The 24,413-nt window shown below is 68.2% G+C and carries 18 protein-coding genes and 1 tRNA gene; 8 read left to right on the top strand and 11 right to left on the bottom strand.

Annotated features, from left to right (window positions below):
* Positions 1-102: 102 nt before the first annotated feature.
* Together ACAM26_RS15220 and odhB are read left to right on the top strand one after the other, a co-directional pair.
* Entirely contained in the window at positions 103-2,961 is a 2,859-nt protein-coding gene (locus ACAM26_RS15220) for a 2-oxoglutarate dehydrogenase E1 component (RefSeq protein WP_123140898.1), read from the top strand.
* The gene (gene odhB / locus ACAM26_RS15225) at positions 2,958-4,220 is read left to right on the top strand and encodes a 2-oxoglutarate dehydrogenase complex dihydrolipoyllysine-residue succinyltransferase (protein ID WP_369614020.1); all 1,263 of its coding nucleotides are present in this window, start codon (positions 2,958-2,960) and stop codon (positions 4,218-4,220) included. Before ACAM26_RS15220 ends, odhB begins: the two co-directional genes overlap by 4 nt.
* A gap of 68 nt (positions 4,221-4,288) precedes the next feature.
* On the opposite strand, the gene ACAM26_RS15230 is transcribed toward odhB, so the two are convergent.
* The 6 genes from ACAM26_RS15230 to ACAM26_RS15255 form a co-directional block, all read right to left on the bottom strand.
* Positions 4,289-4,924, bottom strand: coding sequence for a flavin prenyltransferase UbiX (locus ACAM26_RS15230; RefSeq protein ID WP_005224732.1), 636 nt, complete (start codon positions 4,922-4,924; stop codon positions 4,289-4,291).
* Between the two features lie 50 nt (positions 4,925-4,974).
* Positions 4,975-6,339: a UDP-N-acetylmuramate:L-alanyl-gamma-D-glutamyl-meso-diaminopimelate ligase gene (mpl, locus tag ACAM26_RS15235; RefSeq protein WP_132228838.1), complete on the bottom strand. Its 1,365-nt coding sequence runs from the start codon at positions 6,337-6,339 to the stop codon at positions 4,975-4,977.
* Between the two features lie 72 nt (positions 6,340-6,411).
* Positions 6,412-6,927, bottom strand: a complete 516-nt coding sequence (locus ACAM26_RS15240; protein WP_223806106.1) for a hypothetical protein — start codon at positions 6,925-6,927, stop codon at positions 6,412-6,414.
* Between the two features lie 261 nt (positions 6,928-7,188).
* Positions 7,189-8,691 carry an apolipoprotein N-acyltransferase gene (gene lnt, locus ACAM26_RS15245; RefSeq protein WP_369614021.1) on the bottom strand — a complete coding sequence of 501 codons (1,503 nt, stop codon included), beginning with the start codon at positions 8,689-8,691 and terminating at the stop codon, positions 7,189-7,191.
* Between the two features lie 371 nt (positions 8,692-9,062).
* Entirely contained in the window at positions 9,063-9,944 is an 882-nt protein-coding gene (locus tag ACAM26_RS15250; RefSeq protein WP_123140893.1) for a PEP-CTERM sorting domain-containing protein, read from the bottom strand.
* Positions 9,945-10,236: 292 nt separating this feature from the next.
* Positions 10,237-11,115, bottom strand: coding sequence for a LysR family transcriptional regulator (locus tag ACAM26_RS15255; RefSeq protein WP_123142761.1), 879 nt, complete (start codon positions 11,113-11,115; stop codon positions 10,237-10,239).
* A 95-nt stretch (positions 11,116-11,210) separates the two neighbouring features.
* Here ACAM26_RS15255 and ACAM26_RS15260 point away from each other — a divergent pair, with 95 nt between their 5' ends.
* Both ACAM26_RS15260 and ACAM26_RS15265 read left to right on the top strand, forming a co-directional pair.
* Entirely contained in the window at positions 11,211-12,479 is a 1,269-nt protein-coding gene (locus ACAM26_RS15260) for an MFS transporter (protein ID WP_123140891.1), read from the top strand.
* 126 nt (positions 12,480-12,605) lie between these two features.
* On the top strand, positions 12,606-12,911 hold the full coding sequence (locus tag ACAM26_RS15265; RefSeq protein ID WP_062276368.1) for a hypothetical protein: 306 nt from the start codon (positions 12,606-12,608) through the stop codon (positions 12,909-12,911).
* 197 nt (positions 12,912-13,108) lie between these two features.
* Here ACAM26_RS15265 and ACAM26_RS15270 read toward each other — a convergent pair whose 3' ends face one another.
* A complete protein-coding gene (locus ACAM26_RS15270; RefSeq protein ID WP_062276366.1) occupies positions 13,109-13,309 on the bottom strand; it encodes a DUF2892 domain-containing protein in 201 nt (66 codons plus the stop codon).
* A gap of 707 nt (positions 13,310-14,016) precedes the next feature.
* Here ACAM26_RS15270 and polA point away from each other — a divergent pair.
* Complete coding sequence (gene polA / locus ACAM26_RS15275; protein WP_369614022.1) at positions 14,017-16,731, top strand: DNA polymerase I; 2,715 nt, start codon at positions 14,017-14,019, stop codon at positions 16,729-16,731.
* Between the two features lie 416 nt (positions 16,732-17,147).
* Positions 17,148-17,504 (top strand): PilZ domain-containing protein, encoded by a 357-nt coding sequence (locus ACAM26_RS15280; protein ID WP_123140889.1) that lies wholly within the window; start codon positions 17,148-17,150, stop codon positions 17,502-17,504.
* A gap of 83 nt (positions 17,505-17,587) precedes the next feature.
* On the opposite strand, the gene ACAM26_RS15285 is transcribed toward ACAM26_RS15280, so the two are convergent.
* From ACAM26_RS15285 to ACAM26_RS15300, 4 genes are all read right to left on the bottom strand, one after another.
* A complete protein-coding gene (locus tag ACAM26_RS15285) occupies positions 17,588-18,970 on the bottom strand; it encodes a TRAP transporter large permease subunit (RefSeq protein ID WP_190288089.1) in 1,383 nt (460 codons plus the stop codon).
* Positions 18,963-19,535 (bottom strand): TRAP transporter small permease subunit, encoded by a 573-nt coding sequence (locus ACAM26_RS15290; RefSeq protein WP_123140887.1) that lies wholly within the window; start codon positions 19,533-19,535, stop codon positions 18,963-18,965. Before ACAM26_RS15290 ends, ACAM26_RS15285 begins: the two co-directional genes overlap by 8 nt.
* Positions 19,536-19,713: 178 nt before the next feature.
* The gene (locus ACAM26_RS15295) at positions 19,714-20,055 is read right to left on the bottom strand and encodes a DUF2782 domain-containing protein (RefSeq protein WP_123140886.1); all 342 of its coding nucleotides are present in this window, start codon (positions 20,053-20,055) and stop codon (positions 19,714-19,716) included.
* 295 nt (positions 20,056-20,350) lie between these two features.
* Complete coding sequence (locus ACAM26_RS15300) at positions 20,351-21,709, bottom strand: hemolysin family protein (protein ID WP_369614023.1); 1,359 nt, start codon at positions 21,707-21,709, stop codon at positions 20,351-20,353.
* Positions 21,710-22,058: 349 nt separating this feature from the next.
* Between ACAM26_RS15300 and ACAM26_RS15305 the strand changes: the two genes are divergently transcribed.
* The gene (locus ACAM26_RS15305; RefSeq protein ID WP_369614024.1) at positions 22,059-24,062 is read left to right on the top strand and encodes a UvrD-helicase domain-containing protein; all 2,004 of its coding nucleotides are present in this window, start codon (positions 22,059-22,061) and stop codon (positions 24,060-24,062) included.
* 270 nt (positions 24,063-24,332) lie between these two features.
* Positions 24,333-24,409, top strand: a tRNA-Arg gene (locus ACAM26_RS15310).
* The last annotated feature ends 4 nt before the right edge of the window (positions 24,410-24,413 follow it).

Consider the following 24,413-nt stretch of genomic DNA (forward strand, 5'->3'; position numbering starts at 1 on the left):
GTGGCGGACGCGACGGCGTGCCCGAGGGGTCGTCATTGCGGAGCCACTCAGGAACCGGCTTCGACTCAGGCCCATTCTATCAAAGGCAGATCAAGACACAGCATGAGCGCAATCCTAGAACTGTTCCGGAGTTCCGGCGCGCTTTATGGAGGCAACGCGGCCTTCATCGAGGATCTCTACGAACGCTATCTGCAAGACCCCGAGAGCGTCGATCTGGCCTGGCGGGAACGCTTCGACGCCATGCGCAAGGAGGCCGCCAACGAGGTCCCGCACGGACCGGTGCGCGAGAACTTCCTGCGTCTGGCGCAGGAGAGTCGCTCGCGCGCGCGCACCCGATCGACCGAGCACCTGGAGCCGGCCGCCGCCGAGAAACAGTATGCGGTGCTCAGCCTGATCAACGGCTACCGCTATCGCGGCCATCAGGTCGCCGACCTCGACCCGATCACCCTGCGCGAGCAGCGACGCATCGCCGATCTCGATCCTGCCTATCACAACCTCGACCAGGGCGACATGGATCAGGTGTTCCACACCGGGTCGCTCTATGCCCCCGACCGCATGCCGCTGCGCGACATCCTCGAGATGCTCGAGCAGATCTACTGCGGCACCGTCGGCTCGGAATACATGCACATCACCAACACCCTCGAGAAGCGCTGGATCCAGAAGCGTCTCGAGGGCTATCGCGCCACCCCCGAGCTCAACACCCAGGAGCGGCGCTGGCTGCTCACCCTGCTCACCGCCGCCGAGGGCATCGAGCAGTATCTGCATCAGCGCTATGTCGGCCAGAAGCGCTTCTCGCTCGAGGGCGGCGACGCGCTCATCCCGCTGCTCGACGAGCTGATCCAGCGCGCCGGGCGCAAGGGCCAGAAGGAGGTGGTCATCGGCATGGCCCACCGCGGCCGGCTCAACGTGCTCACCAACATCTTCGGCAAGCCGCCGCAGGACATCTTCGCCGAGTTCGAGGGCCGGGTGGCGATGGACTCGCGCAAGATGGCCGGCGACGTCAAGTACCACATGGGCTTCGCCACCGACATCGACACCCCCGGTGGCATCGTCCACCTGGTGCTCGGCTTCAACCCCTCACACCTCGAGATCATCGATCCGGTGATCGAGGGCTCGGTGCGCGCGCGCCAGCGCCGCCGCCGCGATCGCACCGGCGATCAGGTGCTGCCGGTACTGATCCACGGTGATGCCGCCTTCGCCGGTCAGGGCGTGGTGATGGAGACGCTGCAGCTGTCGCAGACGCGCAGCTACGCCACCGGCGGCACCGTGCACATCGTCATCAACAACCAGATCGGCTTCACCACCAGCCACCCGCTCGACACCCGCTCGACGCTCTACTGCACCGACGTCGCCAAGATGGTTCAGGCGCCGGTGTTCCACGTCAACGGCGACGACCCCGAGGCGGTGATCTTCGTCACCCGCATGGCGCTCGACTTCCGCAACCAGTTCCACAAGGACGTCATCATCGATCTGGTCTGCTACCGTCGTCTCGGTCACAACGAGGCCGACGAGCCGGCGGTCACCCAGCCGATGATGTATCAGAAGATCCGCCAGCACCCCACCCCGCGCGCGGTCTATGCCGAGCGTCTGATCAGCGACAGCGTGATCGAGCGCGAGGAGGCCGAGGCGATGGTCGCCGACTATCGCGACTCCATGGAACAGGGCGTGGTGGTCGCCCGTCCGGTGCTCTGCGGGCTCGACCATGCCTACCGGGTCGACTGGAGGTTCTGTCGCGACCAGCACTGGGAGCAGGACGTCGACACCGGGGTGCCGCTCGAGCAGTTGCGCGCGCTCGCCGAGCGTCTGCTCGCCGTCCCCGAGGGCTTCAAGCTCCACCCGCGGGTGGCCAAGCTGTGGGACGAACGGCGCAAGATGGCCCAGGGCGATCAGCTCGCCAACTGGGGCTTTGCCGAGAACCTCGCCTACGCCAGCCTGCTCGACGCCGGCACCCCGGTGCGTCTCTCCGGTCAGGACGCCGGGCGCGGCACCTTCTTCCACCGTCACGCCAAGATCCACGACCAGCTCACCGGCGAGTCCTACACCCCGCTGCAGCACCTCGGCCCCAACCAGGGCGCCTTCATCGCCATCGATTCGATCCTCTCCGAGGAGGCGGTGCTCGGCTACGAGTACGGCTTCGCCACCGCCGAGCCGCACGCGCTGACGCTGTGGGAGGCGCAGTTCGGCGACTTCGCCAACGGCGCCCAGGTGGTCATCGACCAGTTCATCACCTCGGCCGAGACCAAGTGGGGCCTGCTCTGCGGACTGGTGATGCTGCTCCCGCACGGACTCGAGGGTCAGGGCGCCGAGCACTCCTCGGGCCGGCTCGAGCGCTTCCTCCAGCTCTGCGCCGAGCACAACATCCAGGTCTGCACCCCGACCACCCCGGCACAGATCTTCCACCTGCTGCGCCGTCAGATCGTCCGCGACTATCGCAAGCCGCTGGTGGTGATGACCCCCAAGAGCCTGCTGCGCCACCGCCTCGCCGGCTCCTCGCTCGAGGAGCTGGCCAGCGGCCAGTTCCAGCCGCTGCTGCCCGAGGTCGACCCGATCGACCCGGCCGAGGTCGAGCGCGTGGTGTTCTGCAGCGGCAAGGTCTACTACGACCTGCTCGAGGCGCGGCGCGCGCGCGGCCTGAGCAATGTCGCCATCGTCCGCATCGAACAGCTCTACCCCTTCCCCAAGCGTCAGTTCGCCGAGGTGATCGAGACCTACGCGCACACCGAGGAGATCGTCTGGTGTCAGGAGGAGCCGCAGAACCAGGGCGCCTGGGACCAGATCAAGCACCGCTTCCACTGCCTGATCCAGGACGGCAAGCGCCCCTACTACGTGGGACGCCCGGCCTCCGCCGCCCCCGCGGTCGGCCATCGCGCGGCCCATGTCGAGCAGCACGAGCGCCTGATCGATGAGGCGCTGAGCGGTCGTTTCAACCCGAGCATGAACAGAAGGATCCCGCCACAATGAGTGAAGTCCGCGTACCCGCCCTCCCCGAGTCCGTCGCCGACGCCACTGTGCTGACCTGGCACAAGCAGCCCGGCGAGCGCGTCTCACGGGCAGAGACCCTGGTCGACCTGGAGACCGACAAGGTGGTGCTCGAGGTCCCGGCGCCGGCGGACGGCGTCCTGGGCGAGATCAAGGCCAAGGAGGGTGAGCTGGTCACCTTCGACACCGTCCTCGCAGTGATCACCGAAGGCGCCGCACCGAGCGCGCCGGCAGCCCCCAAGACGGCGCCGGCCAAGTCGGCCCCAGCGGCGCCGGCGCCGACTCGCCAGACGCCTCCGGCCGCCGCGCCAGAGCCGGCGCCCGCGCACGAGCCGATCATCACCCCGGCGGCACGGCGGCTGGTCAAGGAGATGGCGATCGACCCCAGCCAGATCCACGGCAGCGGCAAGGACGGCCGGGTGCAGAAGGCCGATGTCATCGCCTTCCTCGACGAACGCGAACGCCAGGCCCCCGAGGCCACCGACGAGCACCTGCTCGAGCAGCAGGCACCGGCCTCGCCGAGCCTCACCGGCGAGGCCGGGCGTCCCGAGCAACGCGTGCCGATGACCCGGCTGCGCGCGCGCATCGCCGAGCGGCTGCTCGAGGCGCAGCGCAACGCCGCCATGCTGACCACCTTCAACGAGGTCAACCTGTCGGCGCTGATGACGCTGCGCGGACGCTACAAGGACCGCTTCGAGCAGCAGCACGGGGTGCGTCTCGGGCTGATGTCGTTCTTCGTCAAGGCCACGGTCGAGGCGCTCAAGCGCTACCCGGTGCTCAACGCCACCGTCGACGGCGAGGACATCCTCTACCACGGCTATTACGACATCGGCATCGCGGTCAGCTCGCCGCGCGGTCTGGTGGTGCCGATCCTGCGCAACTGCGACCAGCTCACCATGGCCGACATCGAGGGCGGCATCGCCGAGTTCGCCACCAAGGCCCAGGACGGCTCACTGAGCTACGAGGAGCTGACCGGCGGTACCTTCTCGATCACCAACGGCGGGGTGTTCGGCTCGATGCTCTCGACGCCGATCCTCAACCCGCCGCAGAGCGGCATCCTCGGCATGCACAAGATCCAGGAGCGCCCGGTGGTGGAGAACGGCGAGATCGTCGTCGCGCCGATGATGTATCTGGCCCTCACCTACGACCATCGCATCATCGACGGTCGCGAGGCGGTGCAGTTCCTGGTCGCGATCAAGGAGCTGCTCGAGGACCCGGCCTTGCTGTTGCTCGGGGTCTGACCCCAAAGCGCGCCCAGCACCGGGCGCGCAATCACGTCACTGCACGCCCCCCGCCCCGAGGGGGCGCGCTACTCCTCCAGCTCCCGTCCCCAGCGTTCGAGCAGGTCGTGCTCGACACCGAGATGATCGAGCACCCGCGCCACCATGAAATCGACCAACGCCTCGACGCGCTGCGGACGGTGATAGAAACCGGGGCTGGCGGGCATGATCACCACCCCGTTGCGCGACAGGCTGAGCATGTTCTCGAGATGGATGCTGGTATAGGGGGTCTCGCGCACCACCAGGATCAGCTTGCGCCGCTCCTTCATCGCGACATCGGCGGCGCGGTCGATCAGACAGTTGGAGATGCCCGCGGCGAGATTGGCGAGGGTCCCCGTGGTGCAGGGACAGACCACCATCGCATCGGGCGGGTTGGAACCGCTGGCCACCGGCGCCGTCCACTGCTGACGACCGAACACCCGCAACTGACCGACCTCGGCATCGAAGCGATCGCTGAAGAAGCGCTCGGCCTCGGCCGGTCGCGAGGGCACCTCCAGCCCCAACTCCATCTGCAACACCACCTGCGCCGCCTGCGAGACCATCACATAGACGCGCATCCCGGCGCCGACCAGGGTCTCGATCAGACGCAGCCCGTACTGTGCCCCCGAGGCACCGGTCAGCGCCACCGCGACGGTCTGCGGCCATTGGCTCGGAACATGGGTCATCGAAGCATCTTCCCGTGATTGACTGAGTGGTTGCCGTGCGCTGGACGTGGTCACGACGCGCGGGCACGCCCGAGGGCATCGAGCAGACGCTGGTGGATCCCACCGAAACCGCCGTTGCTCATCACCAGCACCTGATCGCCGGGGCGCGCCTCGGCACCCACTCGCGCGACGATCGCCGCGACCGAATCGAGTACCGCGCCGCGCTCGCCGAGCCCGGCGAAGACCGCGCCGGCGTCCCAGCCGAGATCATCCGGGGCGTACACATAGACCCGGTCGGCGGCGGCCAGCGAGTCGACCAGGGCGGCGTTGTGCACCCCCAGGCGCATGGTGTTGGAGCGCGGTTCGAGCACCGCGAGGATGCGCGCCGCGCCGACCTGCTGGCGCAACCCGTCGAGGGTGGTGGCGATCGCCGTCGGGTGATGGGCGAAGTCGTCGAACACCCGCACCCCGCCGACCTCGCCGCGCAGCTCCATGCGCCGCTTCACCCCGCCGAAGCGGCTCAGCGCCGCCAGCGCCTGCGCCGGCACCACCCCGGCGTGACGCGCCGCGGCGATCACCGCCAGGGCGTTGTCGACGTTGTGCCGACCGGTCAGCGCCCAGTCGACCTCGCCGACCGGCTGCCCGTGATGGAACACGCCGAAGCGCGAACCGTCGGCCGCGAGCAGCTCGGCGCGCCACTCGCCGTCGCCACCGAAGCGCGCGGTCGGCGTCCAGCAGCCCATCTCCAGCACCGTCTCGAGCGCGGCGTCGCCGTCCGGGTGGAGGATCAGGCCGGAGCCGGGCACGGTGCGCACCAGATGGTGGAACTGACGCTGGATCTGGCCGAGGTCGTCGAAGATATCGGCATGATCGAATTCGAGATTATTGAGGATCAGGGTGCGCGGTCCGTAGTGGACGAACTTCGAGCGCTTGTCGAAGAAGGCGGTGTCGTACTCATCGGCCTCGACGACGAAGAAGGGCGTCTCACCGAGCCGCGCCGAGACGTCGAAGTCGCGCGGCACCCCGCCGATCAGAAACCCCGGGGCGAGCCCGGCCTCCTCCAACACCCAGGCGAGCATGCTCGCGGTGGTGGTCTTGCCGTGGGTGCCGGCCACCGCCAGCACCCAGCGCTCGCGCAGCAGGTGCTCGCGCAGCCACTCGGGGCCGGAGCAGTAAGGCAGCCCGCGATCGAGCATCGCCTCCACCGCGGGGATGCCGCGCCGCATCGCGTTGCCGACGACGACCACATCGGGGGCGGGATCGAGATGGGCGGCGTCATAGCCCTCCATCAGCTCGATCCCTGCCGCCTCGAGCTGGGTGCTCATCGGCGGATAGACGTTGGCGTCGGAGCCGGTCACCCGATGGCCGAGGGCGCGCGCGAGCTGCGCCACCCCACCCATGAAGGTGCCGCAGATACCGAGGATATGCAGATGCATGCGAGACGGTTCTCCCGAACGACGAGGACGCGGGCCGCGCGGGCCCGCACGAGGATTCAGCGGCGACGGCGCTCAGCCGCCCCCGAACAGCGCGCCGATCAGCGCCACCGCGAACAGCTCGAAGGCCAGCGCAATGGCCACCCCCTGACCGAGGCCGATGACGAAGGCATGGCGCAGGATGTGCCCGGTCACCACCAGGCTCCACACCACCAGGGCGAGAAACAGCAGGGCACCGAGCGCGGCCAGCTCGGTCTCGCGACTGCCGGTCGGCTGCAGCCCCAGCGGCACCAGCGCGAGCAACCCGAGCAGCGCGCCGGCGCCGAGCAGCGCGGTCGCCGTCTGCAGGAAGCGCCGGGCGTGACGCACCGCGCTCAGACCGACATAGAGCGCGGCCAGGGTCAGCGCGATCTCGGCAAGCGCCTGCAACAGGCTCGGCCACCAGCCGATCCCCGCCGAGACCCCCACCAGCATCCCGACCAGCAGATCGGCCAGCAACACGACAACGAACAGGGTTTCCGAGGCCGGGAGCTGCTGCGGCGTACGACGCAGCCAGCACAGCTCGGCGAAGAACATGATTAGGGCCTGCACGACGATCACCTGCAGCGGGACATGGCGCCAATGATAACCGCCGGGACCACGACGACCGCAAGTTCAGCGGTCAGCTATCAGCCGCCAGCAGCCAGCAGCCAGCCGCCAGTGGGTGTGGTACTCAACGACAGCGCCACTTGCCACCAACGGTCGGCGACCGGCAAGCGCACATTCTCGGCACCAGTGTTCGAGGGCAGGCCGCCACTGGAGGCTGGCGGCTGATCGCTGGCGACTGGCGACTGGCGGCTGGCAGCCGTCCGCTCAACGCCGCGCCAGCGCGATGCCGAGCGCGAGCATCAGCGCGGCGAGGACGACGACCGGTGCGTTGCCGAGACGCGCGAAGGGGGTGGCGCCGACGCGGGGCTGGATCTCGGCGCTGGCGCCGCCGCGCACGAAGGCCGGGACGCGCTCGATCACCCGGCCGCGGTAATCGATGATCGCCGAGATCCCGGTGTTGGTCGCGCGCAGCAGATCGCGCCCGCTCTCGAGGGCGCGGGCGCGGGCGATCTGCAGGTGCTGGTGAGGCGCGAGCGAGTCGCCGAACCAGGCGTCGTTGCTGACGTTGATCAGATAGCGCGCCTCGGGCAGCGCCTCGATCAGCTCGGCGCCGAAGGCGTCCTCGTAGCAGATCGAGGCACCGACCGGATGCGTCCCGACCTGGAGCAGCGGGCGCGCCGCCTCGCCGCGACTGAAGTCCGACATCGGCACCTCGAACCAGGCGATCAGCGGCCCCAGCCAGGCCTTGAACGGCAGGAACTCGCCGAAGGGCACCAGATGTCGCTTGAAGTAGCGGTCCTCAACGCTGCCGATGGCGAGCAGCGCATTGTAATAACGACCACCGTCGGGCTCGCGCACCGGGATGCCGAGCACGATCTCGGTTCCGGTCTCGCGCGCGCGCTCGGCGAGCGGATCGATCAGGGGCGCGCGCAGCACATCGAGAAAGTCGGGCAGCGCGGTCTCCGGCCACACCACCACATCGGCGTCGAGATGATCGCGGGTGAGCTCGAGATAGGCGCGCACCGTCGCCGGCCCCGTCTCCGGGTTCCACTTGATCGCCTGCGGGATATTGGCCTGGACCACGCTCGCGCGCAGCGGCGCGCCCTCGGGGTGGGTCCAGTCGAGCTGCGCCAGCGCCCAGCCGCCGCCCCAGAGCACGACCAGCGCCGTCAGCGCCAGCGGACGTCCCCGGCCCCGCGCCCGCCGCACCGACCACCACAGCAGTCCGGCCGAGAGCGCCGCCACCAACGAGGCGCCATAGACGCCGAGGAGCGGCAGCCAACCGGCCAGTGGTCCGTCGATCTGTCCGTAGCCGAGCGCGAGCCAGGGGAAGCCGGTGAACAGCCAACCGCGCAGCCATTCGAGCAGCACATAGAGCGCCGGGAAGCAGAGCAGCGCGCCCACCCGGTCCGGCCCGGCGGCCAGCCGCCGCAGCGCCCAGCCGAGCACGCCGTAGTAGAGCGCCATCGCGGCGACGAAGACCAGGGTGAGCAACTGGGCCACCGGCGCCGGCATGTTGCCGAACTCGTTGAGGCTGATGCGGATCCAGAACACCCCGAACCCCATCAACCCGACCCCGAACAGCCAACCGCGCCAGAAACCGGCGCGCGGCGTCGCCCCCTCCAGCGCCAGCAGCAGCAGCGCCAGGGCGAGCACCGCGAGCGGGAAGCCCCCGAAGGGCGCGAAGCTCGACACCGCCAGGGCGCCGGCGAGGAAGGCGATCAGGGCTGATCTGCGCGAGGGCGGGAGAACTGACGACAGAGACATGGCGGTCGATCCGATGACAGCAGACCGGGCGGGTTCTATCAGCCGCCCCCGACCCGGTCAACCGTCAGTCACGCCCGCCGCCGTTGCGACAGCGCGCGATATCGACCTGCATGGGACCGAGCGCGGCGGGTTCTCGACCCGATCGAACGCAGCGGCGAACAGCGCCAGACTCCGTATCACGGCCAGCGGCAGAATCACGCCGTTGACGAAGCGACCCGGGTGAGAACCGGAGACGGCGAAGGACAGCCAGATCGCATACAAAAACGCTGACCGATGGCTTCCAACAAACCCATCTCCTGCCCGCACAACGCAAGACGCCGGGGTGTCGGCGGACACCCCGGCGCCGTCAGCCGTTCAGCCCGAGCACGACCTCAGGCCGCGTCGTGACGCCGCCGCACCCGCGCCAGACCGATCAGGCCGGCGCCGAGCAACGCCAGCGCGCCAGGCTCGGGGATGCTGATGGTGTCACCCAACAGCTCGGCGGTCGAGACGCGGGCGAAGAAGACATCTGCTCCTCCCGCCAGATCGACCATGAACTGCGAGCTTGCGGTGTAGGAGAAGTCGAACGGCGTGCCACCCAGGGTCACGAGAGGGTCGGTATCGAAATAGTCACGGGCCATACCGCCGGTGACGTGCATCGCGGAGCCGGCGTTACTGAACAGCATGCCCGCGGCGAAGAGCTGACCGGTGAAGGAGATCGACTCGAAGGTACCTTCAAGGAACAGGGCGCCATCGGTGGCCTCGTACATCTCGTTCGGGTCGGCCTCGAAGTCGTTGTTGGCGTTGAAGTTCCGACTGTGATCGACCCAGATCTTGAAATACGACTGGCTCCAGTCGACCGTATAGGTGGCGGGATCGAGGAAGTCGCCGCCACCGGGCGTGTTCTCGACGAACTCGATGCCGCCGAACTCATAGGTCAGCTCACAGCCCGGGCAGAAGTCCGCCGGATTCGTCTCGGGGTTCGGCTGACCGGTCTGGTCGTTGGCGTCGTTGAAGTTGTTGATCTTGCCGCCGCCATAGAGATAGTTGCCGAACATCATCGTGGTGGCGTTGGTGGCGTTGATGCCCACCAGGCTGCCCATGTCGTAGCCCGAGTTGGTGCTCTGGAACCACTGGGTGAAGTTACTATCCATCTTCATGTCGAGCGGCGAATCCGGGTTCCACAACACCCCGCCGACATTGATGACATCAGCGCCGGCAAGCGGCGACACCATGATCGCCGCACCGAGCAGCGCGCTTTTCCGAGTCAACATGATCCATCTCCCTGTATCGCTTCAAGAAGGGGCTGCTCCACCCCGCTGACAGAAAAGCGAAAAGCAGGCCAGACCCGACAAGCCATTGAAGACAAAAGGAAAGGGAAGAGATTGCTGGACCCAATAACGAGCAAGACACTTTTTGTGTAAAAAAGGTCGACGTTTTTACCGGCAACGCCCAGCCACCGGACCAAAAACCTCACCGCGACAGGACCCGCCGGCGCGACAGACCCGAAACCCGCGACCAACATCGTCAAGAATTCCGTCACCTCGTCTCGACCTTATCGCCACGTCACGCGGTCTGCTCTCGCACGAAGTCGAGAAAAGCACGATCGGCACGCGAGAGATAGCCCCCACTCTGCCATGCCAGCGAGAAGTCGAGATGAACCGGGGTCGCGAATGGAATCGCCACCAGCCCGGGGTCGCGAGTCTGCTCGCTGACCATGCGCAGCACGCAGGTGATGCCGAAGCCTTGGCGGACGATGGTCTCGGCGAGCGGGATGAGATTGGTCTCGAAGGCGATGCGCGGCTCGACCTCGAGCGCGGCGGCATGACGGTCGATGAACTCGCGCAGGAAGTAGCCGCTACGCGCAACCACCAGATCGTGTTCGAACAGGATCGCGAAGTCGATGCATTCGGCCTCCGCCAGGGGATGCGAGCGACCGACGTGTACCACCACCTCCTCGCGCAGGAAGGGATGGGTCTCGAGACCGTCGAGCTCGGCGTCGCTGGTCACCACGCCGAGATCCAGCACCCCGGCGCGGATCATGCTCAGCAGACTCCGGGTGCCCGCCTCCTGCACCGACAGCCGCAACCCGGGATGACGGTGTTTGAAGGCCATCAACAGCGGCGGGAAGAAGTAGGAGCCGAGGATGCTCGGCAACCCGATCCGCACCTCGCCCTTGAGCAGTCCGCGCAACTCGCGCATCTGCAGCTCGGCGGCCTCGGCGCGCTCGAGCAGGGCCCGGGCGTGCCCGGCCAGCACCTCGCCCTCGCTGGTCGGCGTGACCCGACGCGTCCCGCGATGCAACAGCTCCAGGTCGAGCGCGCGCTCGAGCTTGCGGATGGCGATGCTCAGCGCCGGCTGGGCGATGCCGAGACGGGCGGCGGCGGCGGTGAAACCACCGGCATCGACCACGGCGAGGAAGTAACGCAGTTGCTTCAAATCCATATCGATTTCGAATCGAAAAAATATCTTAAATTTATTTTATTTATAGAGCATGGCGTTCATACAATGAACCCATGCCTCACCCATCCAGGATTCCAATGAGCCCACCGATCACCGCACGCACCCCGGCCTTCTGGCGCGCGACCCTGGCACTCTGTCTCGGCTCGATCGCCATCTTCGCCAACCTCTATGCCCCGCAACCGCTGCTACCGCTGCTGCGTGGTGATCTCGGCATCTCGGAGTTGCAGGCGAGCCTGACCCTTTCGGTCACGACCTTCACCCTGGGCTTGTCGCTGCTGCTCTTCGGGCCGCTCTCCGACGCCATCGGTCGGCGCGCGATCATGTTCACCACCCTGGCGCTGGCCACCGCCTGCGCGCTCGCGCTCGCCTTCGCCCCGGACTTCGGCACCCTGCTCGCCCTGCGCGCACTGCAGGGCTTCTTCCTCGGCGGCGTGCCGGCGCTGGCGCTGGCCTATCTCGGTGACGAGTTCGACCACGAGGCGCTGTTGTTGGCCGTCGGCATCTATATCGGTGGCAACTCGATCGGCGGTATCGCCGGACGCCTGCTCAGCGGCGCGAGCGCCGCCGAATGGGGCTGGCAGGCGAGCTTCCTCAGCGCCGGGCTGCTCAGCCTCGCGGTGCTGATCGCCTTCATCATCCTGCTGCCGCCCTCGCGCCGCTTCCAGCCCAAGCCGCCGCGGCCGCGCGCCATGGTCGCCGACCTCGCGCTGCACCTGCGTAACCCGAGCATCCTCGGCGCCTATCTCATCGGCGGGCTCAACTTCATGGTGTTCATCAACCTCTACAGCTATGTCACCTTCCTGTTGAGCGCCCCGCCCTATCACCTCTCGCCGATGTGGCTGGGGATGCTGTTCCTCACCTATCTCTCCGGCACCGTCGCCGCCAGCTTCTCCGGCCGATTGGCGCGCGGGCGCTCGCAACCGCTGGCGATGGCCGCCGGCACCCTGCTGCTGCTCGGCGGCACCCTGCTGACCCTGGTGCCGCACCTGGCGGCGATCATCGGCGGCCTGCTGGTCAACGCCGTCGGCTTCTTCTTCGCTCACTCCCAGGCCGCAAGCTGGGTCAGCCACAAGGCCACCCGGGCACGCGCCAGCGCCTCCTCGCTGTATCTGGTGTTCTACTACACCGGGGCGAGCCTCGGCGGCTTCTATCTCGGTCCCTACTGGCACTGGGCGGACTGGCCCGGGGTGGTGCTGGGCGCGGTGCTGATCCTGATCATCACCCTGGGGCTCGCGCTCTGGCTGCATGCCCGCGAGCACGGCCATGAGCATGCCTGTCCCTGGTGGCAGCGGCTCGCCGGCGCCTGTCGCGAGCCGGCCCTGCCTGCCGAGACCAGCGGACGCTGACCCCGCGCGCCCCGAAGGATATGCTCGATGCCTTGCACTGCCGCCCCAGCCGACCCAATGTCGGACTGGGACGGCGCGGGAATGAACCCGCGACCGGGTTTGCAGACAGCGACAGGAGGGAAGCAGATGCCGACCAAAGACGACTATCTCAGCCGCCTCAAACAGCAACTCGACGAGTGGAAGGACGACCTCGAACAGCTGCAGGAAAAGGCCGCGCAGAGCTCGGGGGAGGCGCGCGAGCGCGTGCAGCAGCAGATCGACGAACTGCGCGAGAAGTGGGAGGCCGGACACGAGAAGCGCGAACAGATTCGCGAGGAGGCCGACGAGCGCTGGGAGGAGATCCGCGAGGACGCGGAGGAGAAGTGGGACGAACTCAAGCGCGGCGCCCGCGACACGCTCTCGCGCATCCGTGCGCACTTCGACGACAAATGAAGGTGGGGCTTGAGCCCCAAGGGTCAGCCGAGTACATCGCCGTCGCACATCGATGACGCCGTAATCGGCGACTCCGGGCGTCGCTCCTTGGAGCGACGCCCGGGTCCGGCCAGCAGGCCGGGTCTTCCGGACGGGCATCCGCCCGTCCGCCGAGTCCGGACGCGACAGGGCGAATCCGGGCCCGGGGCGAGAGCGCCTTACTCCTCGCCTTCCTTGCAGGTGTTGATGTGGAAGGGCACGTAGGCCAGGCAGGTGCCGAGGAAACCGGTCGCGAGCACCACCAGACCGATGGCACTGGGAATCCAGCTGCCGCTGGCGATACCACCGAGCACCAGCACGCCGCCGGCGGCGAGACGGAAATTACGATCGGTCTTGCCAACGTTCTTGGGCAGATTCATAGGTTCAACTCCTGTATTGCAAGCTTGGACGAGCCGAATGCGGGGCGGCGCTCGACCAGGACTCCGGTCCGCCATTCCCCGCGACGAGGGTGACAGACCCGAGGTCTGCGACCCTGGTGGTCATCCCTGCACCACCATAGCATTGACTGCGCGGCCATTATAGACCCACACCTACTAGGTATACCCATCGATCCGAGCGATCGGACCGATAGCGACCAGCGACCAGCGATCAGCGATCAGCCGCCAGCGGCCAGTGATGCGCCCTGGCGGCTAACCAATCGCTCGCCCCCCCTTCGCGTCCTTGGTGCCTTGGCTGGTTCGAGGCAGCTTCCAGCGATCAGCTGAGAGCCACCAGCCCCGATGTTGGGTTAACCGTCGACGAACGCCGCAGATTCGTCGATGGCATGGTGGACGGACGGTTAACCCAACCTACGAGACTGAGGGCGGCCGCCAGGGGATTGAACCGCAAAGACCCAAAGGACACGAAGAAAGCGACCAGCCTTCAGCAAACAGCCTCCAGTGTCGGTATGCGGTTAACCGCGACGCGACGAGACAACCCTGCCCCCTCACTGGAGGCTGGCGGCTGGAAGCCTTTCCTCATCTTCGCGCTCTTCGTGTCTTGGCGGTTCAATCTCCCGGCGGTCCGAAGCGCGAGCTATGCTACCGTCTTCGCCCCGATCCACCCTGACTCGCGAGAGATCCCATCCATGGCAGCACCCTACCCCCTGATCCTGGTCGACGGTTCGAGCTATCTGTTCCGCGCCTATCACGCCATGCCGAAGCTGACCAACTCGCGGGGGGAACCGACCGGGGCGCTGATCGGCGTGCTCAACATGCTGCGCAAGCTCATCGAGACCTACCGACCGGACTATCTCGCGGTGGTGTTCGACGCCAGCGGCAAGACCTTCCGCAACGACCTCTATGCCGACTACAAGGCCCATCGCCCGCCGATGCCCGAGGATCTGCGCGAACAGATCGCACCGCTGCACACCATCATCGAGACCATGGGGTTGCCGCTGCTGTGCGTGCCCGGGGTGGAGGCCGACGACGTCATCGGCACCCTTGCCACCCAGGCCGCCGAGTCCGGCATCCGCACCCTGATCTCGACCGGCGACAAGGACATGGCGCAGCTCGTCGACGACCAGGTGCACCTGATCAACACCATGACCGACGCCCTGCTCGACGCCGCCGGGGTGGAGGAGAAGTACGGCGTGCCGCCGGCGCGCATCGTCGACTACCTGAGCCTGATGGGCGACAGCGTCGACAACGTGCCCGGGGTGCCCAAGTGCGGACCCAAGACCGCGGTCAAGTGGCTCGCCGCCCACGGCGACCTCGACGGGGTGATCGCAAACGCCGCCGCCATCAAGGGCAAGGTCGGCGACAACCTGCGCGCCGCGCTCGACCAGCTGCCGCTATCACGCCAGCTCACCACCATCAAGTGCGACGTCGCGCTGCCGCTCGGTCCCACCGAACTGGTGCCGGGGACGCCCGATCGCGAGCGGCTGCGCGAGTGGTTCGAGCGCATCGGGTCGCGCAAGCTGCTCGCCGATCTCGACCGCCTCGACCCGACGGCCCCGGCGCCGACCGCGCCGGAGGCCCCACAGGGCGCGGCGGCGGACTACCAGGTGGTGCTCGATCGCGACGGGTTCCTCGACTGGGTCGAGCGGCTGCGCGCCGCGCCGCTGTTCGCCTTCGACACCGAGACCACCGCGCTCGATTACATGCGCGCCGAGATCGTCGGCGTCTCCTTCGCCACCGAGCCCGGCGCCGCGGCCTATGTCCCGCTCGCCCACACCTGCCCCGGCACCCCGGAGCAGCTCGACCGCGACTGGGTGCTCGGCGAACTCAAGCCCCTGCTCGAGGACCCCGAACGCGCCAAGGTCGGACAGAACCTCAAGTACGACATGAGCGTGCTGGCGCGTCACGGCATCACCCTGCGCGGCATCGCCCACGACACCATGCTCGAGAGCTATGTGCTCGACAGCACCGCCGGGCGACACGACATGGACTCGCTGGCCAGGCGCTATCTCGACTGTGACACCATCGCCTTCGAGGACATCGCCGGCAAGGGCGTCAAGCAGCTCACCTTCGACCAGATCCCACTCGAACAGGCCGGCCCCTATGCCGCCGAGGACGCCGAGGTGACGCTGCGCCTGCACCGACACCTGTGGTCCCGGCTGGAGAGCGAGGCTGGACTGGCGGCCCTCTATCGCGACCTGGAGATCCCGCTGGTGCCGATCCTCTCGCGCATGGAGCGCCACGGCGTGCGCATCGACTGCGAGCAGCTCGCCGCGCACAGCCAGGACCTCGCCGCGCGCATCCAGGCGCTCGAGACCCAGGCCCACGAGGTCGCCGGGCGGCCCTTCAACATGGGCTCGCCGAAGCAGATCGGCGCCATCCTGTTCGACGAGCTGGGGCTGCCGGTAGTGGCCAAGACCCCCAAGGGCGCCCCTTCGACCTCGGAGTCGGTGCTCGAACAGCTCGCCGCCGAGGGCCACGAGCTGCCGCGGCTGATCCTCGAACACCGCGGTCTGGCCAAGCTGCGCTCGACCTACACCGACAAGCTGCCGCAGTTGGTCGACCCCGACAGCGGGCGGCTGCACACCTCCTACCATCAGGCGGTCGCCGCCACCGGTCGGCTGTCCTCGAGCGACCCCAACCTGCAGAACATCCCGATCCGCACCGAGGAGGGACGGCGCATCCGCCGCGCCTTCGTCGCCGAGCCCGGCAACCTGCTGATCGCCGCCGACTACTCGCAGATCGAGCTGCGCATCATGGCCCATCTCTCCGGCGACGAGCGTCTGCTCGCCGCCTTCGCCAGCGGCCAGGACATCCATCGCGCCACCGCCGCCGAGATCCTCGGCATCGCCCCCGAGGCGGTCGACGCCGAGCAGCGCCGCTCGGCCAAGGCGGTCAACTTCGGGCTGATCTACGGCATGTCGGCCTTCGGCCTGGCGCGCCAGCTCGGCATCGGCCGCGCCGCCGCCCAGGACTATGTCGATCGCTACTTCGAGCGCTACCCCGGGGTGCATGCCTTCATGGAGCGAATCCGCGCCCAGGCGCACGAGGACGGTCATGTCGAGACCCTGTTCGGTCGCCGCCTGCACCTCCCCGAGATCGCCAGCCGCAATCAGAACCGCCGCGCCGCGGCCGAGCGCACCGCCATCAACGCGCCGATGCAGGGCAGCGCCGCCGACATCATCAAGCGCGCGATGATCACCCTCGACGACTGGATCGAGCGCGAGCGACCGCCGGCACGGATGATCATGCAGGTCCACGACGAGCTGGTGTTCGAGGTCGCCGCCGACGCGGTCGAGGCGGTCGGGGCACGGATCCGCGTCGCCATGGAGCAGGCCGCGGAGCTGCACGTGCCCCTGGTGGTCGACATCGGCGTGGGCGAGAACTGGCAGGCCGCGCACTGAAACGCAACCGACGGGAACTCCGACTAAAATAGTCGGTCACAACCGACGTGTGCGATACAGGCCGCTTCTCCCCCCCTGGGAGCGGCCCAGTGCCCGGCAGCCCTCGCCGGGGAAGCGACTCCCCCGCAGCCCTCTCCCCCTGGGCCGTCGGGGGTTTTTTTTGGGGCGCAGCCAGCAGCCAGCAGCCAGCAGCCAGCAGCCAGCAAATTGTGAACCGCAAACACGAAAGAGCGTCTTTGCCCCTCAACCGCTGCTCATGTGCGCCAGCCCGCCCGACTGGAGGCTGAAAGCTGGAAGCTGGAAGCTGGCGACTGGCAGCTGAGAGCTGAAACCGGCGATCGAGCTCGCCGGTCACGGCACCGTCAAGATCGCTGACTAAGATGGCCTGACCATCAACCCTATGGAGTCGCTCAGCGATGTCCGTCGAACGCCGCTACTGCGCGCGCCTGCCGATCGATCTGCAGGTCCAGATCCTCTACCGCAAGCGCCGCTTCTGCAGCGCCACCGCGCGCAACTTGTCCAGCCAGGGCATGTTCCTGGATGTCCGCAACGTCACCCTGCCCACCGGCACCCTGATCGAGCTGGAGTTCCAGGCGCTCGGTCGTCACTGGCTGATACCGGCGATCGTGGTCCATCACCATGGCGGCGGGGTCGGGGTGATGTTCCGCGACGAACACAACGCCCTCTACCAGGATCTGCCGCGTCGCCCCGCCGCCAAGTTCCCCGCCCAGGCGTCCGCCGCCACCGCTCGACTGCACGTCAGCAGTTACTGAGCCCCTTCACCACCCCTCCCTGCTCCGACCCCACCCTGTTCAGCCCTCGCGGGGCTGAATGGTCAGGGTGCCCGGGATCGGCCTCAGCCGTAGATCAGCCCCGGCAGCCAGGTCGCCAGCGCCGGCCACAACGCCAGCATCGCCAGCATCGCCAGCTGGATCAGGATGTAGGGCAGCACCCCGCGATAGATCTGCGCCGTGCCCACGCCGGGCGGCGCCACGCCGCGCAGATAGAACAGCGAGAAGCCGAACGGCGGGGTGAGGAAGGAGGTCTGCAGGTTGAGCGCGATCATCACCCCCAGCCACACCGGATCGAGTCCCATCGCCAGCAGCACCGGACCGACGATCGGCACCACCACGAAGGTGATCTCGATGAAGTCGAGGATGAAGCCGAGCAGGAACATCACCAGCATCACCACCGCCACCGCGCCGACCACGCCGCCGGGCAGCCCGGTGAGGAACTCGGTGACCAGGTCGTCGCCGTGGAAGCCGCGGAACACCAGCGAGAAGATCGCCGCGCCGATGAAGATCAGAAACACCATGCTGGTGACCGTCGCGGTCTGGCGCACCACCTCGCGCAGGATCGTCAGCGACAGCTGACGGCGCGCGGCGGCGAGCACCATGGCACCGACGGCGCCGACCGAGGCGGCCTCGGTCGGCGTCGCCAGACCACCGAGGATCGAGCCGAGCACCGCCACCACCAGCAATAACGGCGGCAGCAGCACCGAGACCACGCGACGCGCCAGCTCGCCACGACCGGCGGGCCGCTCCTCGGCGGGGATCGCCGGTACCGCCTGGGGACGGACGACCGCCAGACCGATCTGGTAGAGCAGATAGAGCCCGACCAGCAACAACCCCGGCACCAGTGCGCCGACGAACAGATCGCCCACCGAGACGGTGTCGGGCGACCACACCCCCATCTCCAGCTGCGCCTGCTGATAGGCCGAGGAGAGCACGTCGCCGAGCAGCACCAGCACGATCGAGGGCGGGATGATCTGCCCCAGGGTGCCGGAGGCGCAGATGGTGCCGGCGGCCACCGCCGGGTCGTAGTTGCGTCGGAGCATCACCGGCAGCGACAACAGCCCCATGGTGACCACGGTCGCCCCGACGATGCCGGTGCTCGCCGCCAGCAGCATGCCGACCAAGGTCACCGAGATCCCCAGACCGCCGCGCACCGAGCCGAACAGCATCGCCATGGTGTCGAGCAGGTGCTCGGCGATGCGCGAGCGCTCGAGCATCACCCCCATGAACACGAACAGCGGCACCGCGATCAGGGTCTCGTTGGTGATCACCCCGTAGAGCCGGTTGGGCAGCGCTTCGAGGAAGCTCGGGTCGAACCAGCCGAGCGCCTCGCCGGCGAGCGCGAAGGCGAGCGCGGTGCCGCCGAGCGACAGCGCCACCGGATAGCCGAGCAGCAGCACCGCCACCACCCCGATGAACAGAAACAACGGCATCAGCTCAGACACGGGCGCTCTCCCCCTCGCTGGCGGGCAGTGCCGAGTCGACACCGGCGAGATAGAGCGCGTTGCGCAGCGCATAGCTCAACCCCTGGGCCAGCAGCAACGCCGGCATCACCAGGATCAGTGTCTTGAGCAGATAGACCCCGGGCAGTCCGCCGGCCTCGCGCGAGGCCTCGCGCACCCGCCACGACTCGGCCACGTAGTCCCAGCCGAGCCAGAGGATGAAGCCGCACACCGGCAGCAACAGCAGCAGGGTGCCGCCGAGGTCGATCCAGGCGCGGGTGCGCCGCGACCAGCGCTGGTAGAGGATATCGACCCGCACATGACCGTTGGCGCCGAAGGTGTAGGCGATGGCGAGCATGAACATCAGCCCGTGGAGATAGGTCACCGACTCCTGGAGCGCGATCCAGCCGAGATCGAAGACATAGCGCAGCACCACCACGGTGAAGGTGACCAGCACCATCGCCAGCGCCAGCCAGGCGACCAGTTCGCCGATGCGCCGGATCGTGCGCTCGACCCGATCGGCGAGGGCGAGCAGACGCGCCGCACGGGTTGCAGAGTGATTGTTCATCTGTCGGTTTTTCGGTTTCGGAGACACGAGCCCGTCGCGCGCTCGCGTCCATGCGTTACAGGACGATCGAACCCCCCGGGGTCAGGACGACACCAGGGGCGGGGATGAGACGAAGACGAAGCGAGGCGTCCGGTCAGCACGGAGCCCCGGCCACATCCAGGGGCCGGGGCTCAGCCGCTCAATCCCAGCGGAACAGTACCCACTGGGGGACGGCGAGGTTGTCGGGCGAGCTGTCCTGCGCGTCCATCACCCCGTCACCATCGGTATCGAACAGATAGTAGGGCGGTCCCACCTGGGGCTGGACCTTGACCATGTACAGGGCGCCGCGCACCCGGTACTCGTAGACCACGGCATCGCCGTCCTCGCGGATGGTGATGTCGGGTTCGACGGCCTCGCCGGTGACCGGCGAGGGGACGACGGTCGGCACCTCCAGGAAACCACCACCGGACGCATCCGGCTCCTGGGCATGGAGCGTCCCGGCCATCACGGCCAGGACGATGATCGCGAGCAACCTCTTCACGTCGTCACCCTTCTCCTCGGCGTATACGAAGCCCCAATGGTATTACGAAACGCCCACCGCGTGCGCGATCGGCGGCTAACCAGCAGCCGTCAGCCTCCAGTGGGTGGCCCACTCAACGGTCGCGGCAGAGACCCGCCCCGCTGGTCACTGCCAGCTGGCCGCCGGTGGCTGGCGGCTGACCGCTGGTCGCTGACGACTGACGACTGACGACTGGTCGCTGGCAGCTGGTCGCTGGCAGCTGGCAGCTGGCAGCTGGCGACTGACCGCTGGTCGCTGGTCGCTTCCCACTGTTGGCTCAATCCGTCTTCGTGTCATCGCCGCCCGTCTCCCCGTTCACCGGAGCGGCCTCATCGGGCGAGGTCTCGGACGCGGCCGGGCAGGCGCTGGCCAGCACCTTGTCGATGCGCTTGCCGTCGAGGTCGACGACCTCCAGGCGCCAGTCCTCCAAGTGGGCGACGTCACCGGTCGCCGGCAGGCGACCGAGCAGCCACATCATCATCCCCGAGAGGGTGTGATAGCGCCCGCGCTCCTCCTCGGGCACGGTGCGCAACCCCAGACGATCCTTGAGCTCGACCACCGGGATCAGACCATCGAGCAGCCAGGAGCCGTCCTCGCGCTCCACCGCCCAGGCATCGTCCTCGTCACCGAGTGCGTGGAACTCACCGGCGACCGATTCGAGCAGATCATGCAGGGTCACCATGCCCTGCACCTCGCCGTATTCGTCGACCACGAAGGCGAGATGAGTACCGCAGTCGCGGAACTGACCGAGCAGCTCCATGGCATTGAGCGACTCGGGGACGTAGAGCGGCTCCTGCAGGTCGCGGGTGAGGTCGATCGCGCCTCCTGCAAGCTGCTGGACGAACAGCTGTCTGGCGCCGATCACCCCGAGCACGTCACCGAAGCCGCCACGACAGACCGGGAAACGCGAGTGCCCGGCCTGTGCCACGCGCGCCAGGTTCTCATCGAGCGGGCGCTCCAGATCGAGCCACACCAGCTCCGAGCGCGGGGTCATCAGCGAGCTGATCGGCCGATCGTCGAGGCGGAAGACGTTGCGCACCATCTCGTGCTCGACCTTCTCGATGATGCCCGCCTGCGAGCCCTCCTCGAGCAGCGCCTGGATCTCGTCCTCGGTCACCGTCGGCGAGACCAACTCGCGCTGGCCGAGCAGACGCAGGGTCAGCGCGGTCGAGCGCGAGAGCATGAACACGAACGGACGCGAGGCGCTGGCCAACAGGTTCATCGGTCGCGCCACCAGTCGCGCGATGCCCTCGGGGTCGAGCTGACCGATGCGCTTGGGCACCAGCTCGCCGATCACGATCGAGACATAGGTGATCACCATCACCACCAGCACGGTGGCGCCGACCTCGCTGCTCGCCTGCTCGACCCCGAGCGTCTGCAGCCAGACGGCGAGCGGCTCGGCCAGCGCCGCCTCGCCGACGATGCCGTTGAGGATACCGATCGAGGTGATGCCGATCTGGATGGTCGAGAGGAAACGGGTCGGATCCTCACCAATCTCGATGGCGACCTGGGCGGCGCGGTCGCCATCCCCGGCGAGGCGCGCGAGTCGCGCGCGCCGCGCCGTCACCAGCGCGATCTCGGACATGGCGAAGACGCCATTGAGCAGGATCAGGGCGGTCAGCAGTAACAGTTCCATGAGGCCTCGGGCAGACGGGATGAGGGCATCCGGTCCGCGCCGATCGCGGTCGACCTGGATGCATGACACGGACGGATCGGGGAGGTCAGGCCGGGACGCGCAACGAGCCGCCGGGCGCGGCGCCGACGCCGGCACCCGGTGGCGAGCGCGGCGCTCGGATGGTGACGCATCGGCGGGCGCCGGATACGGCGGACGATGATCATGGCACGAGGACTCGCCCCGCTCGGCTCCTGACGCGGTGATGACGCGCCCAATCATCGCCCAAGCCCCTTCGCTTGTCACCCGCGCCCCATCGCGCCGGGGCCCTGGGGCATAATGATGCGTTGACCAACCCGGCACGCCCCACCCCATGAGCGGACTCAACCCCCGACAGCGTCAGGCCGTGCGCTATACCGACGGCCCCCTGCTGGTGCTCGCCGGCGCCGGCTCCGGCAAGACCCGGGTGATCACCCGCAAGATCGCCCATCTGATCGACCACGGCGGCCTCAAGCCGCGCCACATCCGCGCCGTCACCTTCACCAACAAGGCCGCGCGCGAGATGCGCGCGCGCATCGGCCAGCAGCTCCAGGGCACCGACACCCGCGGCCTGGCGATCTCGACCTTCCACACCCTCGGACTCGAGATCCTGCGTCGCGATCCCGAGCCGGCCGGGCTGCGCCCCGGCTTCTCGCTGCTCGACGCCCAGGACGTCGAATCGGTGCTCAAGGAGCACCTGCGCCAATCGCGCGCGCCCGACAGCATCGCCCCGGGCGCGCTGCAGCAGCGCATCTCGCGGTGGAAGAACGACACCATCGGCCCGGCCGAGGCACTGAGCCGCGCCGAGGACGCCTTCGAGGCCGAGCTCGCCGGACTCTACGCCGACTACGAGCGCAGCCTGCGCGCCTACAACGCGGTCGACTTCGACGACCTGATCCTCGCCCCGGCGCGGCTGCTCACCGAGTGCCAGCCGGTGCGCGAGGCCTGGCGCGCGCGCATCCGCTATCTGCTGGTCGACGAGTACCAGGACACCAACGGCGCCCAGTACGAGCTGGTGCGGCTGCTCGCCGGCCCCGAGGGCGCCTTCACCGTGGTCGGCGACGACGACCAGTCGATCTATGCCTGGCGCGGCGCCCGCCCGGAGAACCTGGCGCGGCTGCGCGAGGACTACCCGCGGCTCGAGATCATCATGCTCGAGCAGAACTACCGCTCCAGCGCCCGTATCCTCGGGCTCGCCAACACCCTCATCGCCAACAATCCGCATGTGTTCGAGAAGCGGCTGTGGAGCGAACTCGGTCCCGGCGAGCCGGCGCGCGTACTGCGCTGTCGCGACGAGCGCGACGAGGCCGAGCGGGTCACCGCCGAGATCCTCCATCTCCACCACGCCGAGCGCGTCGCCTTCGGCGACATCGCCATCCTCTATCGCGGCAATCATCAGGCGCGGCTGTTCGAGCAGGCGCTCAGGGTCCACGACATCCCCTACTTCCTCAGCGGCGGCACCTCCTTCTTCGCCCGCACCGAGGTCAAGGACGTGATGGCCTATCTGCGCCTGCTCGCCAACCCCGAGGACGACGCCGCGCTGCTGCGCGTGGTCAACACCCCGCGCCGCGAGATCGGCCCGAGCACCCTGGAGCGGCTCGCCGCCCACGCCCGCGCCGAGGGCACCAGCCTGTTCGCCGCTTGCGCCGACCCGGCCCTGGCCGAACACCTCAACCCGCGCCAGCGCGACCGGCTCGGCGCCTTCACCGCGCTGATCCGCGAGCAGGCGCGCGCCGCCGCCGGCGACCCGCCGACGGCGCTGCGCACCCTGGTCGAGCGTATCGACTATCCCACCTGGTTGCGCGAGAACGCCTCCAGCCAGCAGGTCGCCGAGCGCCGCTACGAGAACGTCGAGGACCTGCTGAAATGGCTCGGTACCCTGCACCGCGACACCGAGCGCAGACGCGGACTGGGCGACCTGGTCGCCCACCTCGCCCTGCTCGACGTGCTCGAACGCCAGGACGAGGAGGAAGGCGGCGACCGGGTCTCACTGATGACCCTGCACGCGGCCAAGGGGCTGGAGTTCCCTCACGTCTTCCTGGTCGGCATGGAGGAGGAGCTGCTGCCGCACCGCACCAGCATCGAGGAGGACACCATCGAGGAGGAGCGCCGTCTGGCCTATGTCGGCATCACCCGCGCCCAGCGCGGCCTCACCTTCACCCTGGCGCGCCGCCGCCGGCGCTACGGCGAGTGGGTGCGCAGCGAACCCAGCCGCTTCCTCGCCGAACTGCCCGAGGACGAGCTGATCTGGGAAGGCGGTCCCAAGGCCGACCCCGAGCGCAGCAAGGCGCGCGGCCGCAGCCATCTCGATATGCTCAAGAACATGCTCGGGTCGTAGCGCGCCCCAGCGACCTGGGGATTGAACCGCGAAGGCGCGAAGGGCGCAAAGGGGAATAAGCCGCCAGCGATCAGCCGCCAGTGGGTGCGGACCCTCGCCGCCGGTGGCCTCACGCCGACAACACCCTTCATTCACTTCGCGCGCTTCGCGGCTTTGCGGTTCAATCCTGGCGGCTGGCGGCTGGCGGCTGGCGGCGCCCTTTGACGAACGCGGGCAGATTCGTCATAATCGCTCTCTCGATAGAGCCTCTGCGTCTATCGTGTCTCCCACGCGCTCGTAGCTCAGTTGGATAGAGTACAGCCCTCCGAAGGCTGGGGTCGCAGGTTCGAATCCTGCCGGGCGCGCCAACTC

Source organism: Marichromatium sp. PS1, assembly GCF_041155115.1.
Classification (GTDB): domain Bacteria; phylum Pseudomonadota; class Gammaproteobacteria; order Chromatiales; family Chromatiaceae; genus Marichromatium; species Marichromatium gracile.

Bases quoted from the DNA above. Each gene is read 5' to 3' on its own strand.
- ACAM26_RS15220 (WP_123140898.1), top strand. From the start codon at position 103: ATGAGCGCAATCCTAGAACTGTTCCGGAGTTCCGGCGCGCTTTATGGA.
- odhB (WP_369614020.1), top strand. From the start codon at position 2,958: ATGAGTGAAGTCCGCGTACCCGCCCTCCCCGAGTCCGTCGCCGACGCC.
- ACAM26_RS15230 (WP_005224732.1), bottom strand. From the start codon at position 4,924: ATGACCCATGTTCCGAGCCAATGGCCGCAGACCGTCGCGGTGGCGCTG.
- mpl (WP_132228838.1), bottom strand. From the start codon at position 6,339: ATGCATCTGCATATCCTCGGTATCTGCGGCACCTTCATGGGTGGGGTG.
- lnt (WP_369614021.1), bottom strand. From the start codon at position 8,691: ATGTCTCTGTCGTCAGTTCTCCCGCCCTCGCGCAGATCAGCCCTGATC.
- ACAM26_RS15250 (WP_123140893.1), bottom strand. From the start codon at position 9,944: ATGTTGACTCGGAAAAGCGCGCTGCTCGGTGCGGCGATCATGGTGTCG.
- ACAM26_RS15255 (WP_123142761.1), bottom strand. From the start codon at position 11,115: ATGGATTTGAAGCAACTGCGTTACTTCCTCGCCGTGGTCGATGCCGGT.
- ACAM26_RS15260 (WP_123140891.1), top strand. From the start codon at position 11,211: ATGAGCCCACCGATCACCGCACGCACCCCGGCCTTCTGGCGCGCGACC.
- ACAM26_RS15265 (WP_062276368.1), top strand. From the start codon at position 12,606: ATGCCGACCAAAGACGACTATCTCAGCCGCCTCAAACAGCAACTCGAC.
- ACAM26_RS15270 (WP_062276366.1), bottom strand. From the start codon at position 13,309: ATGAATCTGCCCAAGAACGTTGGCAAGACCGATCGTAATTTCCGTCTC.
- polA (WP_369614022.1), top strand. From the start codon at position 14,017: ATGGCAGCACCCTACCCCCTGATCCTGGTCGACGGTTCGAGCTATCTG.
- ACAM26_RS15280 (WP_123140889.1), top strand. From the start codon at position 17,148: ATGTCCGTCGAACGCCGCTACTGCGCGCGCCTGCCGATCGATCTGCAG.
- ACAM26_RS15290 (WP_123140887.1), bottom strand. From the start codon at position 19,535: ATGAACAATCACTCTGCAACCCGTGCGGCGCGTCTGCTCGCCCTCGCC.
- ACAM26_RS15300 (WP_369614023.1), bottom strand. From the start codon at position 21,709: ATGGAACTGTTACTGCTGACCGCCCTGATCCTGCTCAATGGCGTCTTC.
- ACAM26_RS15305 (WP_369614024.1), top strand. From the start codon at position 22,059: ATGAGCGGACTCAACCCCCGACAGCGTCAGGCCGTGCGCTATACCGAC.